Source organism: Novosphingobium colocasiae (genome assembly GCF_014652555.1).
Taxonomy (GTDB): domain Bacteria; phylum Pseudomonadota; class Alphaproteobacteria; order Sphingomonadales; family Sphingomonadaceae; genus Novosphingobium; species Novosphingobium colocasiae.
Genome location: NZ_BMZA01000004.1, coordinates 127,489 through 145,179 on the forward strand (window position 1 = coordinate 127,489; position 17,691 = coordinate 145,179).

General features: G+C 64.1%; 19 protein-coding genes and 1 tRNA gene. 13 read left to right on the forward strand and 7 right to left on the reverse strand.

The window, feature by feature from the left end:
- Positions 1 to 93 precede the first annotated feature (93 nt).
- The 4 genes from IE122_RS08160 (at position 94) to mmsB (ending at position 4,339) form a co-directional block, all read left to right on the forward strand.
- Positions 94 to 2,019: a pilus assembly protein TadG-related protein gene (locus tag IE122_RS08160; RefSeq protein WP_229813900.1), complete on the forward strand. Its 1,926-nt coding sequence runs from the start codon at positions 94 to 96 to the stop codon at positions 2,017 to 2,019.
- Entirely contained in the window at positions 2,016 to 2,618 is a 603-nt protein-coding gene (locus tag IE122_RS08165) for a TadE/TadG family type IV pilus assembly protein (protein WP_189620669.1), read from the forward strand. The genes IE122_RS08160 and IE122_RS08165 overlap by 4 nt, the downstream gene beginning before the upstream one ends.
- On the forward strand, positions 2,615 to 3,310 hold the full coding sequence (locus IE122_RS08170; RefSeq protein WP_229813902.1) for a TadE/TadG family type IV pilus assembly protein: 696 nt from the start codon (positions 2,615 to 2,617) through the stop codon (positions 3,308 to 3,310). The genes IE122_RS08165 and IE122_RS08170 overlap by 4 nt, the downstream gene beginning before the upstream one ends.
- A 159-nt stretch (positions 3,311 to 3,469) precedes the next feature.
- Entirely contained in the window at positions 3,470 to 4,339 is an 870-nt protein-coding gene (gene mmsB / locus IE122_RS08175; RefSeq protein WP_229813904.1) for a 3-hydroxyisobutyrate dehydrogenase, read from the forward strand.
- A gap of 117 nt (positions 4,340 to 4,456) precedes the next feature.
- Here mmsB and IE122_RS08180 read toward each other — a convergent pair whose 3' ends face one another.
- Positions 4,457 to 5,341, reverse strand: coding sequence for a LysR family transcriptional regulator (locus IE122_RS08180; protein WP_189620671.1), 885 nt, complete (start codon positions 5,339 to 5,341; stop codon positions 4,457 to 4,459).
- Between the two features lie 92 nt (positions 5,342 to 5,433).
- On the opposite strand from IE122_RS08180, the gene IE122_RS08185 reads away from it, so the two are divergent.
- The 5 genes from IE122_RS08185 (at position 5,434) to IE122_RS08205 (ending at position 8,631) form a co-directional block, all read left to right on the forward strand.
- On the forward strand, positions 5,434 to 6,141 hold the full coding sequence (locus IE122_RS08185) for a CoA transferase subunit A (RefSeq protein ID WP_189620672.1): 708 nt from the start codon (positions 5,434 to 5,436) through the stop codon (positions 6,139 to 6,141).
- Positions 6,141 to 6,791, forward strand: coding sequence for a CoA transferase subunit B (locus IE122_RS08190; protein ID WP_189620673.1), 651 nt, complete (start codon positions 6,141 to 6,143; stop codon positions 6,789 to 6,791). The genes IE122_RS08185 and IE122_RS08190 overlap by 1 nt, the downstream gene beginning before the upstream one ends.
- 79 nt (positions 6,792 to 6,870) lie before the next feature.
- The gene (locus IE122_RS08195) at positions 6,871 to 7,416 is read left to right on the forward strand and encodes a glutathione peroxidase (RefSeq protein WP_189620674.1); all 546 of its coding nucleotides are present in this window, start codon (positions 6,871 to 6,873) and stop codon (positions 7,414 to 7,416) included.
- Positions 7,417 to 7,423: 7 nt separating this feature from the next.
- The gene (locus tag IE122_RS08200) at positions 7,424 to 8,269 is read left to right on the forward strand and encodes a PhzF family protein (RefSeq protein ID WP_189620675.1); all 846 of its coding nucleotides are present in this window, start codon (positions 7,424 to 7,426) and stop codon (positions 8,267 to 8,269) included.
- Positions 8,266 to 8,631 carry a hypothetical protein gene (locus IE122_RS08205; RefSeq protein ID WP_189620676.1) on the forward strand — a complete coding sequence of 122 codons (366 nt, stop codon included), beginning with the start codon at positions 8,266 to 8,268 and terminating at the stop codon, positions 8,629 to 8,631. The genes IE122_RS08200 and IE122_RS08205 overlap by 4 nt, the downstream gene beginning before the upstream one ends.
- On the opposite strand, the gene rlmN is transcribed toward IE122_RS08205, so the two are convergent.
- Positions 8,603 to 9,937 carry a dual-specificity RNA methyltransferase RlmN gene (gene rlmN / locus IE122_RS08210; RefSeq protein ID WP_189620677.1) on the reverse strand — a complete coding sequence of 445 codons (1,335 nt, stop codon included), beginning with the start codon at positions 9,935 to 9,937 and terminating at the stop codon, positions 8,603 to 8,605. The two genes, IE122_RS08205 and rlmN, sit on opposite strands and share 29 nt — an antisense overlap.
- 279 nt (positions 9,938 to 10,216) lie before the next feature.
- Between rlmN and IE122_RS08215 the strand changes: the two genes are divergently transcribed.
- The gene (locus tag IE122_RS08215; protein WP_189620678.1) at positions 10,217 to 10,885 is read left to right on the forward strand and encodes an outer membrane protein; all 669 of its coding nucleotides are present in this window, start codon (positions 10,217 to 10,219) and stop codon (positions 10,883 to 10,885) included.
- Positions 10,886 to 10,952: 67 nt separating this feature from the next.
- Here the strand turns inward: IE122_RS08215 and IE122_RS08220 are convergent, their stop codons facing one another.
- The gene (locus IE122_RS08220; protein WP_189620679.1) at positions 10,953 to 11,453 is read right to left on the reverse strand and encodes a hypothetical protein; all 501 of its coding nucleotides are present in this window, start codon (positions 11,451 to 11,453) and stop codon (positions 10,953 to 10,955) included.
- A 166-nt stretch (positions 11,454 to 11,619) separates the two neighbouring features.
- On the opposite strand from IE122_RS08220, the gene sthA reads away from it, so the two are divergent.
- Both sthA and IE122_RS08230 read left to right on the forward strand, forming a co-directional pair.
- Positions 11,620 to 13,011, forward strand: coding sequence for a Si-specific NAD(P)(+) transhydrogenase (sthA, locus tag IE122_RS08225; protein ID WP_189620680.1), 1,392 nt, complete (start codon positions 11,620 to 11,622; stop codon positions 13,009 to 13,011).
- Between the two features lie 95 nt (positions 13,012 to 13,106).
- Complete coding sequence (locus IE122_RS08230) at positions 13,107 to 13,604, forward strand: acyltransferase (RefSeq protein ID WP_189620681.1); 498 nt, start codon at positions 13,107 to 13,109, stop codon at positions 13,602 to 13,604.
- A gap of 68 nt (positions 13,605 to 13,672) precedes the next feature.
- Here the strand turns inward: IE122_RS08230 and IE122_RS08235 are convergent, their stop codons facing one another.
- From IE122_RS08235 to cpdR, 4 genes are all read right to left on the reverse strand, one after another.
- Complete coding sequence (locus tag IE122_RS08235; protein ID WP_189620682.1) at positions 13,673 to 14,896, reverse strand: NADP-dependent isocitrate dehydrogenase; 1,224 nt, start codon at positions 14,894 to 14,896, stop codon at positions 13,673 to 13,675.
- Positions 14,897 to 15,034: 138 nt separating this feature from the next.
- Positions 15,035 to 15,439 (reverse strand): nuclear transport factor 2 family protein, encoded by a 405-nt coding sequence (locus tag IE122_RS08240; protein ID WP_189620683.1) that lies wholly within the window; start codon positions 15,437 to 15,439, stop codon positions 15,035 to 15,037.
- Positions 15,440 to 15,638: 199 nt separating this feature from the next.
- Positions 15,639 to 15,713 (reverse strand) — tRNA-Val (locus IE122_RS08245).
- A gap of 120 nt (positions 15,714 to 15,833) precedes the next feature.
- Complete coding sequence (gene cpdR / locus IE122_RS08250; protein WP_189620684.1) at positions 15,834 to 16,208, reverse strand: cell cycle two-component system response regulator CpdR; 375 nt, start codon at positions 16,206 to 16,208, stop codon at positions 15,834 to 15,836.
- Between the two features lie 155 nt (positions 16,209 to 16,363).
- Here cpdR and IE122_RS08255 point away from each other — a divergent pair, with 155 nt between their 5' ends.
- On the forward strand, positions 16,364 to 17,332 hold the full coding sequence (locus tag IE122_RS08255; protein ID WP_189620685.1) for an N-formylglutamate amidohydrolase: 969 nt from the start codon (positions 16,364 to 16,366) through the stop codon (positions 17,330 to 17,332).
- The last annotated feature ends 359 nt before the right edge of the window (positions 17,333 to 17,691 follow it).

The following is a 17,691-nucleotide window of genomic DNA, read 5'->3' on the forward strand; positions in this document are numbered from 1 at the left end:
GAATTCATTAATGTTTGAAGCGTAATTGCAGGAAACCTGGCGTGGATTTCCCATGCCTGTTTCTGGTTAACGTCGATGCGCCAGTTGAGAAGCATGTTCAAAGCCGTCCTGCGTGACACGGGCGGCAACATTCTGCCCCTTGCCGCCGTGGGTATGCTGATCGCGGCGCTGGTCATCGGCTCGGCCATCGATTTCGCGCGATCCTATCGCACGCAGAACCAGCTGCAGGCCGCCTGCGACGCGGCCGTGCTGGCCGGGCGCAAGTCCGTGACCACCGCCGGGCTCGACAGCACCGCGATCACTGCCGCGCGCAACTATTTTGCCGCGAATTATGATGACCTTGTCCAGAACACATCGAACACGGTGTTCACCCCCAGTTCCGATGACAACGGCAACACCGTCGAGGGGACCGCCACCACCAGCCTGAACACCGACGTGATGAAGGTGTTCGGCTATCGCGTGATCAATCTTACCGCAACTTGCGCCAGCTCGATGGGTGTCGGCAATTCCGACGTGATGATGGTGCTCGACAACACCGGATCGATGGGCAGTTCGCTGGGCAACACCACCCGCATCGCGGCGCTGCGCACGGCGATGAACAACTTCTATACCACGCTTTCGACATCGACCGCCGGGTCCAACGCCCGCATCCGCTACGGCTTCGTGCCGTTCAGCACCACGGTCAACGTCGGCCGCCTGCTGTACAATCTCAATCCGGCCTATCTGCGCGACAGCACGACCTACCAGTCGCGCGAGCCGGAATACCGGACCGAATACAGCTACGGCAACAGCCCCAATTCATCGTCGTCAAATACGGTCTATGTGAACGGAACGGCGACGACGGGCCTGTACAATTCCTCGCGTTACAGCAGCAGCACCGCCTGTTCCAATGCGGCCAGTTCGACGCCGGCGGAAACGACGTTTTCGAACTCCGGTTCGGCGACCGTCACATCGAGCACGACCACAAACGGCAGCAACCAGCAGGTGACGACAACCATTTCCGTCCAGACGCAGATCAAGGCCACGAGCTATTACTGCTCCAGCCGTTATCTCTACGCCAACTACGCGACGCGTATCGCGACGACGACGACGACGGACACCTACAACCCGATCGCGACCCAGGTGTTCGATCACTGGGATTACAAGCCGGTCGCGTTCGATACCAGCACGTTCAAGACTTTCGCCTCAACATCGGTCCCGAACGGCAGCAGCGGTGCCTCGCGCAGCTATACCTGGAACGGGTGCATCCATGAACGCGACACGGTCAACCAGAGCAGCTTCAGCTATTCCACGCTGACCGGCTATTCGCCGTCGACCGCTTACGACATCAACATCGACATGGCTCCGACGACGAACGTCGCCACCCAGTGGGCGCCGATGTGGCCGGGCATCATGTACAATCGCTACAACGTGACGACCAATCGCTGGGGCCAGACTTCCTACACCGAGACGACCAACACGATCAGCACGACCGAGGACTTCGACCAGCCTTCATCGCCGTGCCCGGCCGCAGCGCAGGGGTTGCAGACGATGACCGCCTCGGCCTTTTCCACTTATGCCAACGCGATGGTCGCCACCGGCAACACTTATCTGGATACCGGGATCATCTGGGGCGGCCGCCTGCTTTCGCCCGACGGGATCTTTGCCACCACGGTCAACCAGGCGCCCACGAACGGCGGCGAAGTGGCCCGGCACCTGATTTTCATGACCGACGGCATCATGGAGCCCAACTACACCGTCAATCAGGCCTGGGGGCTGGAGTGGTGGGATCGCAAGATCACGACCGACGGGTCCAGCAACGATGCCTCGCGCCACACCTCGCGCTTCCTGGCGGCCTGCGCGGCGATCAAGGACAAAGGTATCCGCGTCTGGGTCATCGCCTTCACGGCCAGCCTGTCGACCGACCTGACCACCTGCGCTTCGCCGAACAGTTCCTACACGGCGTCCGATGCCGCCGGTCTCAACACCGCATTCCAGACGATCGCCAAGGAAGTGGGCGAACTGCGGGTGGTGCAATGATCGCGCTGCGCACCCGCCGCTTCGCCGCTCGCCTGCGCGGTGCCTGCGAGGGCGCGGCGGCAGTCGAGTTCGCGCTGGCGGCACCGGTGCTGCTGGTGCTGCTGATCGGCATGTTCGACATGGGCCACATGGCATACCTGAACGCGGTACTGAACGGTGCCGTGGAAAAGGTAGCGCGCGATTCGGCCTTGGAAACCGCCAATACGACCACGTCCGACCAAGCGGTGGGCACGATCATGGCGGGCGTCGCCCCCGGCGCGAGCGTGACGACGACGCGCAAGAGCTATTACGACTTCACCGACGTCGCCCGCCCGGAACAGTGGGGTGATACCAACGCCAACGGTCGCTGCGACAATGGCGAGAGCTACACCGACGAGAACAACAACGGATCATGGGACGCCGATATCGGCCGGACCGGCAACGGCGGCTCGGGCGATGTCGTCTATCTGACCGCGACGATGACCTACCAGCCGCTGTTCAAGGTGCCGTTCACCGGCAATGCCAATGGCACCCGGACGCTCAGGGCGACGGCCGTGACCAAGAACCAGCCGTTCGGCAACCAGGGCCAGTACAGCACTGCCGCGAGGACCTGCACATGACCGCGCGGCTGACCCGCAAGTGGCGTGTCGCCGCTCACCGCCTGCGCAAGCTGCGCGCGGGCGAGGGGACCGGTGCGGCCGGCGTTGCCATCATGGAGTTCGCGCTGGTCCTGCCGGTGCTGATCACGCTCGGCTTCTACGGCACCGAAATCGCCTATATGTCGACCATCAACATGCAGATCAGCCAGATGGCGACATCGGCGGCGGACAATGCTTCGCGTCTCGGCCAGACCGACAACAGCGCGGTATCGCCGACGGTCACGGCCGCGCAGGTCGATTCGGTGATGACCGGGGCGCTCCTGCAGGGTGCCGCATTCAACTTTTCCAGCCGGGGCCGGATCATCATTTCCAGCCTAGAGCGCGATGTATCAACGAACCGCGAATACATTCACTGGCAGCGCTGCCGGGGAAGTCTTGCCAGGAATTCCTATTACGGCGCGCAGAACTACGGCCTGAGCGGAGCTACGCTGAACGGAATGGGTGCGACCAATCACGTGATCCATGCCCCGCCGATCGTATCGGGCGCGCCCACCGGGGCGGTGATGTTCGTCGAAGTGTTCTATTCCTACCAGCCGTTGTTCGGGAACGTCTTCGTCCGACCGACCGAGTTTCATCGCGAAGCCGCCCTGCTGGTCCGCGACGATCGCAACACCGGGACGATCCCCGGCAACGGCCAATCCGCCTGCACCTGATCGCGGCAGGTCGCGCATTCGTGCGAATGGTCAATTGACAGCGAAATAGGCCGTTGACGCCGGTCCGGCGCTGCGGCACGGCCACGCCAGCGCGGCGGAGGAGACCTTTTCACGCCGCTCCCCGTTGAAACGCACCATATGCGCAAAGTGGAGCACGACATGAAGATCGCATTCATCGGCCTTGGCAACATGGGCGGCGGCATGGCGGCCAATCTGGCCAAAGCCGGCCACGACGTGAAAGCCTTCGACCTTTCTGCCGAAGCGCTGGCCCGCGCCAAGGAAGCCGGTTGCGAGCCGTTCGACACGGTTTCCGCCGCTGTCGCCGATGCCGAAGCGGTCATCACCATGCTGCCCAACGGCGCGATCGTGAAAAGCGTCTACACCAGCGACGTGATCGGCAAGGCCCCCAAGGGCGCGCTGCTGATCGACAGTTCGACGATCGACGTGGCGACGCTGCGCGAAGTGGCGGCGCTGGCTGGTGATGCCGGGTATCCGATGGTCGATGCGCCGGTTTCGGGCGGTGTCGCGGCGGCGGCCGGCGGCAACCTCACCTTCATGGTCGGCGGTTCGGACGAAGCCTTCGCCGCCGCGCAGCCGGTGCTGGAGCCGATGGCGAAGGCGGTGATCCATGCCGGCGCGATCGGTGCGGGTCAGGTCGCCAAGATGTGCAACAACATGCTGCTGGCGATCCACATGATCGGCACCTGCGAAGCGCTCAAGATGGCCGAGCGCGCGGGTCTGGAACCGCAGAAGTTCTATGAGATCAGCTCGAAGTCGACCGGGTACTGCTGGTCGCTCAACGACTATACCCCCGCCCCCGGCGTCGGCGCGGCCAGCCCGGCGGACAACGGCTATGCCGGCGGTTTCGCTTCGGCGCTGATGCTGAAGGACCTGCGCCTGGCGATGGACGGCGCGGCGCATGCCGGTGCCAAGGTGCCGATGGGCGAACACGCCAAGGCGATCTACGAAGCCTTCGTCGACAGCGGCAACGGCGGGCTGGACTTCGGCGCGATCTTCACGACGCTTTGAAGCTTTAAAAAATCGTCGTCATTCTCGCGAAAGCGGGAACCCATCTGATGCCGATCGATATCGCACCGAAAGGAGATGGCTCCCCGCTTTCGCGGGGATGACGATGGTTTTTGGCGTTCAGCCCACAGCCCCCGGATCGACCCGCAGCGCGCTGGCGCGGCGGAATAGTTCCAGCACCAGCGGCTCCTGCTCGCGATCGCGGATGCCCACTTCGAAGTGGATGCGCCGCGCTGGGCGGGGCAGCACTTCGACCAATACCCCGGAGGCCAGTTCCTCCCGGATCATCATTTCCGGCAGGACGGCGGCCCCCGCGCCGCGCACGATCACATCGATCAGGGTGCGCACGTTGTTGCAGGTGCTGACGCTGCGCGGCGCGCGCGGCAGCGCATCGAGCGCGGCCATCGTCTCGCCGTGAAGTGGAGACTGCACCGGCAGCGACCACACGCCGGGGAGGGTTCCGGCGGCATGGTTGCGGGCGACCGCGGGGTTGGCGACCCATACCAGATCGAGCGAGCCGATCGGCGCGGTGCGCACGCCGGGGCTGGCGACCGGCCCTGCCAGCAGCACGATATCGCACGTACCCGCCAGCAGCCGCTCCACCATGCGGCGGGTGAGGTCCAACTCCACCTCCATCGTCACCCCCGGCAGGTCGCGCTGGATTTCGACCACCAGGTCGGTGAGGCAGGTCGATGCCGCCATCTCGCCCGATCCGATCCGCACCACCCCGGTGGCACCGGAAAAGTCGCTCGCCTCCATCAGGGCTTGCTCCAGGCCGGCCCAGTGCGGTTCGCACGCCTGCACCAGTTGCCGCCCGCGCGTGGTCAGCACCATGCGCCGCCCTTCGCGCCGGAAAAGCTGGACACCAAGTTGCAGCTCGACCTCGCGCACCCGGGCCGAAATGGCGGGCTGGGTGGTGTTCAGCCGCTCCGCCGCTGCACGAAACGTGCCGAGGCGGGCGATCATCAGCAGCGTTTCGAGGTGGTAGATGGCAATGCGTTTCATAAGTATAGTCTATCAAAAACGATAAAAAACTATCGCTATTCCTGATCGAATTGAATGGTGTACGCAAGCTCCCACAACGGGAGACGAATCTCATGAAGAAGATTTTTCCGAGCGCCGAAGCGGCGCTTGAAGGATTGCTGAAGGACGGACTGCTCATCGCGTCCGGCGGTTTCGGCCTTTGCGGCATCCCTGAACGGCTGCTCGACGCCATTCGCGACAGTGGCGTCAAGGGCCTGACGTTCGCATCCAACAACGCCGGCATCGACAACGAAGGCATCGGCAAGCTGCTGCGCACGCAGCAGGTGAAGAAGATGATCTCGTCCTATGTGGGTGAGAACAAGGAGTTCGAACGGCAGTATCTGTCGGGCGAGCTGGAAGTGGAATTCTGCCCGCAGGGCACCCTGGCCGAGCGCATGCGCGCCGGCGGTGCGGGTATCCCCGGCTTCTACACCAAGACCGGCGTCGGCACCCAGGTGGCCGAGGGCAAGGAAACCAAGGTGTTCGACGGGCAGGAATACGTCCTCGAACGCGGCATCTTCGCCGACCTGTCGATCGTCAAGGGCTGGAAGGCCGACGAAACCGGCAACGTCGTGTTCCGCAAGACCGCGCGCAACTTCAACGTGCCGGCCGCCACCTGCGGCAAGGTCTGCGTGGTCGAAGTGGAAGAGATCGTCCCCACCGGCTCGCTCGACCCCGATGCCATCCATCTGCCCGGCGTCTACGTCCAGCGCATCGTCGTCGGCGCGCCGTATGACAAGAAGATCGAATTCAAGACGATCCGCGAGAGGGAGACTGTCTGATGGCCCAGGAAACAAAGGGTTGGACCCGCAATGAAATGGCCGCGCGCGCGGCCCGCGAGCTGGAAGACGGTTTCTACGTCAACCTCGGTATCGGCATCCCCACGCTGGTCGCCAACTATGTCCCCGAGGGCATGACGGTGACGCTGCAGTCGGAAAACGGCATGCTGGGCATCGGGCCGTTCCCATATGAGGACGAAGTCGATCCCGATCTGATCAACGCCGGCAAGCAGACGATCAGCGAATTGCCGCAATCGGCCTATTTCGACAGCGCGCAAAGCTTTGCGATGATCCGCGGCGGCCATATCGATCTCACCGTGCTGGGCGCGATGGAAGTGGCCGAAAATGGCGATATCGCCAACTGGATGATCCCCGGCAAGATGATCAAGGGCATGGGCGGCGCGATGGATCTCGTCGCCGGCGTGAAGAAGATCATCGTCGTGATGGAACACACCAGCAAGAACGGCGATCCCAAGTTCATTCCCGCCTGCACCCTGCCGCTGACCGGCAAGAACGTGGTGGACATGATCGTCACCGATCTGGCCGTGTTCCAGCGGCCCGACCACGCCAGCCCGTTCAAGCTGGTCGAATGCGCGCCGGGCGTCACGCCTGAGGAAGTGGCTGCGAAGACCACCGCGCACTATATCGTGTGAACCTCTTCCCGGCGCGGCTTGCGAGAGCCGCGCCGGGGTTGCATATCTTCCCGGCACACCTGCGCACGGGAGACATGCCATGACCGATCTTGCCGCCATCCCGCTGACCCGCATCGACGGGGCGGCCGACAGTCTCGCCGAGCATGCGGGCAAGGTCCTGCTGGTCGTCAACGTCGCTTCCAAGTGCGGATTGACGCCGCAGTATGAAGGGCTGGAATCGCTTTACCGTTCGTACAAGGACCAGGGGTTCGAAGTCCTGGGCTTTCCCGCCAACGATTTCGGCGGGCAGGAGCCGGGCAGCGAGGACGAGATCGCGCAGTTCTGCTCGCTCACCTACGATGTTTCCTTCCCGATGTTTGCCAAGGCAGACGTGACCGGCCCGGCCCAGCAGCCGCTTTATGCCGCGCTGACGGCGGCGAAACCGGAAAAGACCGGCCCGGCCGAGGAATTCCGCGAAAAGCTCAAGGGTTATGGCATGACGCCGACGCAGGATCCCGACGTGCTGTGGAACTTCGAGAAGTTCCTGATCGCGCGCGACGGCACGGTGGCGGGCCGGTTCGCACCGGGGCTGGAGCCCAAGGCCGCCGAGGTCGTATCGGCGATCGAGGCCGAACTGGCGAAGTAGCCCGGCGATGCAGCTCGATCTGGTCGATGTCTTCGCTAACGGCCCGCTCTCGGGCAATCCGCTGGCCGTTGTTCACGACGGCGGCGGGCTGTCCGATGCGCGGATGCAGGCGCTGACCAACTGGCTCGGTTTTTCCGAGACTACGTTTCTCTCCGCGCCGACCGATCCGGCGGCGGACTATGCCGTGCGGATATTCTACCCCGGCGGCGAATTGCCCTTTGCCGGGCATCCCACGCTGGGGAGCTGCCATGCGTGGCTGGCGGCGGGCGGGGTGCCGAAGGCGGCGGGCAGGGTGGTGCAGCAATGTGGCATCGGCCTCGTCACCGTGAAGCAGGACGGCGACCGGCTGGCCTTCGCCGCGCCGCCGCTGGTCCGCTCGGGCCCGCTCTCGCCCGAGGACCGGGCCGAAGCTATCCGGCTGGCGGGGGTGGATGCGGCGGCGGTGGTGGAGGCGGTGCACGTCGCCAACGGCCCGCAATGGCAACTTCTGCGCCTCACCAGCGCCGCAGCCGTGCTGGCGGCAGAGCCTGCCCCGAAGGCCCCGGCGGGCACCGACATCGGCCTTGCCGGCCCATGCCCGCCGGGCGGCCCGGCCGACTGGGAACTGCGCGCCTTCTTCGCCAACCAGCTCGGCGCGTTCTGCGAGGACCCGGTGACCGGGAGCTTCAACGCGGGTGTCGCGCTGCACCTGTTCGGGGCTGGGCTGGTTGCGGGCAATTACGTTGCGGCGCAGGGGCGCAAGGTGGGCGCGGACGGGCTGGTATATGTGAGCCGGGATGGGGATGGAGTTGTGTGGATTGGTGGGCGGTGCGCGATGGTTGCACATCAAGGTCTAATAGCTGAGAAACCATGACCAGAAGTTTGTTTATCGCCAATGTTGCAATGTCATGGGCAATCGTGATCGTAGGTATATTGGTCTCTTCAAAAATAACTTATTGGATTCTTCCATTTGTGATTGCAGCGGCATTTGCAATGCTGCGTGCGGCGTTCATGGCTCGATCAAGTGAGCTAGGTATGGAAAGGACGGGGCGCTTCGGCATTTCAGCTTACATGCTTGGCTTTGTTTTTTTGGGGATAGCTCTGTTGCTCGATAGGACGTTCACATTGCCGCGCTTCGTGCTCGGTATTCTTGGTGGTGCCGGAGTCTGGTCGATCGCGATCACTTGGCTCTGCGCTGCGGTTCTGATCAATGGCGGTTGGTACGTAAAAAAGTGACAGGGCACCCTAAACGGTATGACCCCAGCTCCGCTTCCTTCTCAGCATACAACCGCTCCAGTTCCGCGCGGCTTTTCTTTTCCGCTGCGGTCTTGAGCTGGCCGCAGGCGGCGTCGATGTCGCGGCCGCGGGGGGTGCGGACGGGGGCGCTGATGCCGGCTTCGAACACGATGTTCGAGAACGCCCGGATGCGCTCCGGGGTGGAGCATTCGTAAGGCGCGCCGGGCCAGGGGTTGAAGGGGATCAGGTTGACCTTGGCCGGCAGGTTGTAGTGGCGCAGCAGGCGGACCAGTTCGCGCGCGTCGGCGTCGCTGTCGTTCTTGTCCTTCAGCATCACGTATTCGAAGGTGATGCGCCGGGCGTTGCTGGCGCCGGGATAGTCGGCACAGGCCTGCAGCAGTTCCTCGATGCCGTACTTCTTGTTGATCGGCACGATCTCGTCGCGCACGTCCTTGGTCACCGCGTGGAGCGAGACGGCGAGGTTGACGCCTATTTCCTCGCCGCACAGCGCCATCTTGGGGACGACGCCGCTGGTCGAGAGGGTGATGCGGCGCTTGGACAGGGCCAGGCCGTCGCCGTCCATCACGATTTTCAGCGCATCGCGCACATTGTCGAAATTGTAGAGCGGCTCGCCCATGCCCATCATCACGATGTTGGTGAGCAGGCGGCCATCGGCGCTGTAACTGCCTTCGTCTTCGTCCTCGTCCAGCCCGGCCATGTTGCCGCCCGCCTTGGGCCATTCGCCCAGCGCATCGCGCGCGAGCATGACCTGGCCGACGATCTCGCCGACCGTCAGGTTGCGGACCAGGCGCATGGTGCCGGTATGGCAGAAGCGGCAGTTGAGCGTGCAGCCCACCTGCGACGACACGCACAGCGTGCCGCGATCGGCATCGGGGATGAACACCATCTCGAAATCGTGACCGTCGGCGGTGCGCAGCAGCCACTTGCGGGTGCCGTCCGTCGAATGCTGGGCCTCGACGATGTCGGGGCGGCCGATGACGAAGCGGTCTTCGAGCCAGGGGCGCATGGTCTTGGCGATATCGGTCATCGCCTCGAAGCGGGTGACGCCGCGATGATAGAGCCAGTGGAACACCTGCTTGGCGCGCAGTTTCGCCGCCTTGGCATCAAGCCCGGCCTGTTCGAACAGTTCGGCGATGCGCTTGCGCGGCAGGCCCATCAGGTCGATCCGGCCATCGGCACGGGGCGTCACCCCATCCACCACAGCGGTGCGGGGAACGGGTACGGGGTCGATCTGGCCCGGGATCGCCATGATCCCGCCGGCAGGCATGGAGTTCGTGTCTGTCATGATTGGGCGGGCCTATAATCGATTTCGCGCGATTGCGCAAAGATCGGCCGCCCTATCGGAAACCATAGGTCTGCAAACGGCTTTGCGCGCCCACGCGAACGGGCTTTGCGTGATCCGGTTCCTTCGATCGAACCGATCGGCGGCTCCGTCCATCGCACCAGTGTTGCCCAAAAACATCAATGATTTCGTTGTGTTAGGTTCAGGAAACTTCGCGTCGATGCCGCGCATTCCACCGGTCCATGCGGTTGGATCGCACCGCAGTTGACTATGGAGTTCCCTATGAAGAAGTTTCTGTTCGGTGCCCTTGCCGGCACCGCACTCGCCTCCGCCCCGGCCTTCGCGCAGGACGTCGCGCCGGCCGAACCGTTTTCCGGCCCGCACGTCGAAGGCGTGATCGGCTATGACATGAGCCGGGCAGGCAGCAGCATCGATGACGATTCCGACGTGCCCAACGACCAGGATATCGATGGCCTGCTCTATGGCGTGGGCGCCGGGTACGATTTCAAGGTCGGCAATTTCGTCGTCGGCCCTGAGGCGGAAGTGACCTGGTCGACCGCCAAGACCAAGTTTGACAATGGCGATTTCGAAGGGTTCGGCATCGGCAACGTCAAGACCAACCGCGACCTCTATCTGGGCGCGCGCGTCGGTTATGCCGTGACCCCCAAGACCCTCGTCTACGCAAAGGGTGGTTACACCAATGCCAAGTTCGACATTCGCAATGCCAGCGGTACGGTCACGACCAACCGCGATCTGGATGCGGACGGCTGGCGCGTGGGTGCCGGTGTGGAGCAGGCGGTGACCAACAACGCGTTCGTGAAGGTGGAATACCGCTATTCCAACTACAAGCGCGGCGAAGTCGATTTCCGTGACGACATCCCGGACAGCAGCCGTTTCGACCTCGACCTCGATCGTCACCAGATCGTTGCCGGCGTCGGCGTGCGGTTCTGATCGAGCGCCCGTCCGCACCAGCGGGCAGGCCGGAAAGGCGGGGGCTGCGGCTCCCGCCTTTTTCGCGTCAGCGCAGCCGAGCGCAGCCGATCGAGGCGGCGTCCATCGCCGATGCGGCCCCCGCCAGCGGCCAGGTATTCGAAAAGCCACCGCCGCGATCGTCGCGCGCCGATACGGTCATCGCCGGGGCGGAGCGCATGACGGCAAGGATGGCGGCGTTGGCGCGCGCATCGGCCGGCCAGGCATCGCCGCCGCCACCGGTGAGCGCGAACCGTTCCTCGCCGATCCGCAGCACGATCGCGGCACCGGGCATCAGCTTGCGTGACAGGCGGAAATGGACCTGGTTGCGCGCCGCCCGTCGCGGCCAGGTGCCGACCGCCGCGAAGGGCTGGTAATCGCGGCGCATCGCGCTGGGCTGGGCCATGGCGATGGCATAACAGCGCGGCACCAGCGGATCGCGGAACGCACCCCAGGTTTCGTAAAGGCCAAGGCTTTCGCGTGCGGCCGCCGGCGCGGCCAGCGCAACCGCTGCGATCAGAACCGGGAGAAGGCGCGCCCAACGTGTCATGCCCGGGCTATAGGGCCGGTGCGCCGGCAAGGAAACCGGGCGCTGCAATCCTGTTCATTCCTGTTGCAATGCAGCACGCGCCGACGCACTCTGCGTTGTATCACTTCGGGAGGGGAGGAACCGCAGTCGGCATTTCTGCCGACCGGCTTTTCCGGGGGAAACATACGTGGGACGATACGACTTTATCGTGATCGGCAGCGGCCCGTCAGGACGCCGGGCGGCGATCCAGGCGGCCAAGCTGGGCAAGTCGGTGCTGGTGATCGAGGGGCGGCTGAAGGTGGGCGGCGTTTCCGTGCATACCGGCACGATCCCGTCCAAGACGCTGCGCGAGACGGCGCTCAACCTGTCCGGCTGGCGTGAGCGGGGATTTTACGGCCGGTCCTATCGGGTGAAAAAGGAGATCGGCAGCCAGGACCTGTCGATCCGGCTGGGCAAGACGCTGGCGCACGAAGTGGATGTGCTGGAGCACCAATTCCTGCGCAACGGCGTGGCGACGATGGCGGGCTTCGCGCGCTTCGTCGATCTGCACCGGGTGGTGGTTACTTCGCCCGACGGCAGCGAACTGGCGGTGGAGGGGGACCGGTTCCTGATCGCGGTGGGCACGGTGCCGCACCGGCCCGAAGGCATCGACTTCGATGATCCCGACATCCTTGACAGCGATCAGGTGGTGGACATCGCCCGGCTGCCCCGGTCGCTGGCCGTGGTCGGGGCCGGCGTGATCGGGATCGAATATGCCACGATCTTTTCGGCGCTGGATGTGGCGGTTACCGTGATCGAGCCGCGCGCCAACTTTCTCGAATTCATCGATCGCGAGATCATCGAGGAATTCGTCCACCAGTTGCGCGATCGCGGGGTGACTTTCCGGCTCGGATCGGCGGTGGAAACGGTGGCCAGGGGGGCGGACGGCCGCATCGTCACCACGCTCAAGGACGGGCGCGCAGTGCGGTCGGAAATGCTGCTCTATTGCGCCGGGCGGATGGGTGCGACCGCCGGGCTCGGGCTCGATGCCTGCGGGATCGACGTGGACGGGCGCGGCCGGGTCGCCGTCGATGCGACGACATTCCAGACGTCTGCGGCCCACATCTATGCGGCGGGCGACGTCATCGGGTTTCCCAGCCTCGCCTCGACCTCGATGGAGCAGGGCCGCATTGCCGCCTGCCACGCCTTCGGCCTGCCGCTGCCGCCGGCACCGGCCTATTTCCCTTACGGTATCTATGCGGTGCCCGAAATCTCGACCGTAGGGATGAGCGAGGAGGAAGTGCGCCGGCGCGGCATCAATTACGAATGCGGCATCGCCCGCCTGCGCGAAACCAGCCGGGGCCATATCATGGGGCTGGAGCAGGGGCTGATGAAGATGATCTTCTCCAACAAGACCCGCCGCCTGCTGGGCGTCCACATCATCGGCGAGGGGGCGACCGAACTGATCCACATCGGCCAGGCGGTGCTGAACCTGAAGGGCACGATCGACTACTTCATTGAGAACACCTTCAATTACCCGACGCTGGCGGAAGCCTACAAGATCGCCGCGCTCGATGCGTGGAACCGCATGGCACGGTAGTTCCTTTTTGCCGCCGAACGGCATATCGCTGATGCGGCCAGCAGGAACAGGGGTGCTTTTCTTTTGACGGTTCGACGCTTGAGGAGAGGCCTCGCATGATGCGCCTGTTGATCGACTGGCTGTTGGCTTGGCTGCCCCTGCCGCACACCCGTTGCTTCGGGCTCCGGCGCGTACTGCTGCGCCGGGCGGGTATCAGCCTGGGTGATCGGGTATGGGTCTGCGGCGGCTGCCGGGTCTACGGCCGGGGCGAGCTGTCGATCGGCGCGGGGACGTGGCTGAGCCCGGACACGAAATTCCACACGCGGCGAGGGGCCGCCATCACCATCGGGGCCGGTTGCGACATCGGCCCGGACTGCCTGATCCTCACCGGCAGCCATGAGATCGGCGAGCGCGGCGCGCGGGCGGGGCAAACCACCACCTCGGCGGTGGTCATCGGCGACGGGTGCTGGATCGGCGCGCGATCGACGATCCTTCCGGGTGTATCGATCGGGGCCGGCAGTGTGATCGCGGCGGGATCGGTCGTGACTTCGGACGTTGCCGAAAACACGCTGGTAGGCGGCGTTCCCGCGCGGCTGATCCGGGCGCTGGATTGAGGCGCAAATAAAAAGGCCGCCGGCGAGGGTATCGCCGGCGGCCTTTCACATCGCGAGCTGCGGCTGGATCAGGCCCAGTTGGCCATTTCCGCCTCAAGGTTCTCGACGATGGCTTCGAAGAACTGTTCGGTGGTCATCCACGGCTGATCGGGACCGATCAGCAGCGCCAGGTCCTTGGTCATCTTGCCGCTTTCCACGGTGTCGATGCAGATGCGTTCCAGCGTTTCGGCGAACTTCACCACGTCGGGGGTGTCGTCGAACTTGCCGCGGTACATCAGGCCGCGGGTCCAGGCGAAGATCGAGGCGATCGGGTTGGTCGAGGTCGCCTTGCCCTGCTGGTGCTGGCGATAGTGACGGGTGACGGTGCCGTGCGCCGCTTCGGCTTCAATGGTCTTGCCGTCGGGGGCCATCAGTACCGAGGTCATCAGGCCGAGCGAGCCGAAGCCCTGCGCGACGGTGTCCGACTGCACGTCGCCGTCGTAGTTCTTGCAGGCCCAGACGAACTTGCCCGACCACTTGAGCGCCGAGGCGACCATGTCGTCGATCAGGCGGTGTTCGTAGATGATCCCGGCAGCCTTGAACTTCTCGGCGAAGCCTTCGTTGTCGAACACTTCCTGGAACAGGTCCTTGAAGCGGCCGTCATAGGCCTTGAGGATGGTGTTCTTGGTCGACAGGTACACCGGCCACTTGAGGCCGAGACCGTAGTTGAACGAGGCGCGGGCGAAATCGCGGATCGATTCGTCCAGGTTGTACATCGCCATGGCGACGCCGGCGGCCGGGAAGTCGAACACGTCGAGATCGATCTTCTCACCGTTTTCGCCGTCCCACACCAGGCGCAGCTTGCCGGGGCCGGGGATCTTGGTGTCGGTGGCGCGATACTGGTCACCGAAGGCGTGACGGCCGACCACGATCGGGTCGGTCCAGCCGGGGACGAGCCGGGGCACGTTGCTGATGACGATCGGTTCGCGGAAGACGACGCCGCCCAGGATGTTGCGGATCGTGCCGTTCGGCGACTTCCACATTTTTTTGAGGCTGAATTCCTCGACCCGGGCTTCATCAGGGGTGATCGTCGCGCACTTTACCGCAACGCCGCATTCCTTGGTGGCGTTGGCCGCGTCGACCGTGATCTGATCTTCGGTTTCGTCACGCTTTTCGACCGAAAGATCGTAATATTTCAGGTCGATATCGAGATAGGGGAGAATGAGGCGTTCGCGGATCCATTGCCAGATGATCCGCGTCATTTCATCGCCGTCCATTTCGACGACCGGATTCTTGACCTTGATCTTTGCCATACCGTGCGGGCTCCCAGGGAGTGAGATTTGCGCGTGTCTTAGGCACGCAGGCGCACGATAGCAAGGCGCGAGTCCGCCGGGTTGGGCCGGTATTTACGTGCCTGCGCGATGATGATGCGATTGCGAATCAAAAGCAGATCAGGCGGCGGCGAGCTGGGCCGAAAGCGTGCCGAGGTTGTGGTAATCGCAATTGGTCAGGATCTTGCCGTCGCGCAGCGTCATGAACGAGACACCGTCCATGCTCACCGGCGTCCCGGCGTGCCGGCGGCCTTCGAATTCGCCATGGAACGATCCGGTGAAGGTCCACTCGGCGGCGGCAGTATCGCCGATTTCGGTATGGCGATGATAGGTCACCTTGAAGTCGGGCATCATCGAGAAGGTGAATTCGAACACCTCCTTCACCCCGGCATGGCCATGGTGAACCAGGCCGAACGGCTTGTCCTCGAACCGGCAGTCCTCGGTGTAGAGCGAGAGCAGCGTTTCAAGATCGCCGGCCCAGCCGCGCGTCAGGCCGGCAATCAGCGGATGGGGGGTGTCGGTCATGAGCGGGTCCTGCTTTGTGCGCGGCGGCGAGCCGGGCATGGGGGGCTGCGCAAGGCTTTGCGCGGAAATAACAAACCAATCGCTCGATATGTTTGTCGGCCCCGCCGTCGGAGTCAAGGCCGGGGCGGGGCACGCCGATGCATTGCGGGCCAAAACGAAAAAGCCCCGGCGGATCCTGCGATCCCCGGGGCCTTTCGAATGGTGGGCGTAGCAAGGATTGAACTTGCGACCCCTACGATGTCAACATAGTGCTCTACCACTGAGCTATACGCCCACACCATTCGGCATGTTTCCGACAGCTTCCCGCCGGAGGACTGGCCCTTTAGCGTCGAGTTCGGAGCGATGCAAGCGGCTTTGGCCGCTTTATTTCCGGTTGTCCGCGCCCCGCCATCGTTCAGAGCTGCGCAGTCTCGCTGAGCCCGAAAACGCGCTGCACTTCCATGACGATATCGCGCAAGTGGAAGGGCTTCGACAGCACCTTTGCCTGCGGTGCCTCGCGGCTGGCGCGCAGAGTCACGGCGGCGAATCCGGTGATGAACATGACCTTGGTCATCGGCGACATTTCCGCACAGCGCTGCGCCAGCTCGATCCCGTCCATCTCGGGCATGACGATATCGGACAGCAACAGGTCGAACGCTTCGGTTTCCAGCCAGGGCAGGGCGGCGGTCCCGCAATCGACCGCGACCACATCGTAGCCAGCCCGTTCGAGCGCGCGCGCGAGATAAGTGCGCATGGCTTCGTCGTCTTCGGCTAGCAGGATGCGAATCATGATCTCATGTCCGGGTTTTTATGTGGAACTGTCTGGTGTGGCGACGCCTTGCCCGGCTTATAGCGGAGCACGGGTTAAAATTCTCGCCCGCTTTCAGCACTGACCGGTTACGGGACGCTTTGACAGCAGGGGGCGAAACGCACAGCTTGGGATGCATGAACGGAGCAGGCGAAGGCAGCGATTCGGGCCGGGTTCGGGGTGGCCATATCCCCGGAAGCGGCGGGCGGCCCTCATTTTTTCAATCCGGCACCAGCCCCTCGGCGATCCCCGTACTGCTCTCGGTGCCGCACGCCGGACGCGACTATCCGCGCGCCGTATTGCGGGCCATGCGCAACCCGCGCGCGACCCTGCTCAAGCTGGAGGATCGCTATGTCGATCTGGTGGCGCAAGGCATGGCGCGCAGCACCGGGGCCGGGCTGATCGCCGCGATGGCACCGCGCGCGATGATCGATCTCAACCGCTCCACCGAGGATGTCGATTGGGAGATGTTCAGCCGGGCGGGGCGGCCGCCACTGGCCGGCCATGTTCCCAGCCATCGTGCCCGCAGCGGGCTCGGCCTGATCCCGCGTCGCTTGCCCGGGATCGGCGAAGTCTGGCGGCATCGCCACGAGATGACAGAACTCGACGCGCGGGTCGATGGCATCCATGCGCCCTATCATGCGGCGGTAGGCGCCGCGCTGGAAGACTTGCGGGGCCGCTGGGGCGCGGCGTTGCTGCTGGATGTCCACTCCATGCCGCCGCTGTCGCCGCGTGCGGGCCAAGGTGCGCCGGCCATCGTCATCGGCGACCGGTTCGGGGCCACTTGCCACGGCGAGGTCATCGCCGCGACGTTTGCGCACTTCGCCCAATGCGGGCTGGAGGCCGCGCACAACCGGCCTTATGCTGGCGGCTATGTGCTGGAACGCCATGCCCGGCCGCAGCGGCGCATCTATGCCCTGCAGATCGAGATCGATCGCAGCCGTTATCTGGATGGCGAGTTGAGCGAACCGGGGCGCGGCTTCGAGGGAATCGTCAGTGCGCTGAGCGGGCTGGTGCGGAAACTGGCGTGCTGCGTGGCCGAGCTGGGGCAGTCCGGGGTGCGGACGGACGGCGAAGGTCCGGCCTGGCCGCTGGCAGCGGAATAACGCCGTGCTCGATAAGGCGATGTTTCCCGGCATCGGATAGCCAAAAGCACGACGTTGGCGCGCATGCGCGAACGCCCACGCCTGCGCGAACCGAGCGAAAGTCTCGTTTTTTGAAAAAACCACCTCGCGCGGTGCGCGAGGTGGCCAAGGTTCAGGGAGGAAGTGCACCGAAGTGCACCAACCTGACCGGGCCATGAGGGGTGCGCCGATCAAGCATAGCCAACATAGCATGCCTTTTCGGGGATTCAAGACGGCATCAAAGCAAAATGCATGGCGCTTGATAAGAGCAAACTGAAAAGCGTGCTCTGATTGTCCGGAAGGTGTGGCGAAAAGTGCACACCTTCCGGATTTGCGGCGCG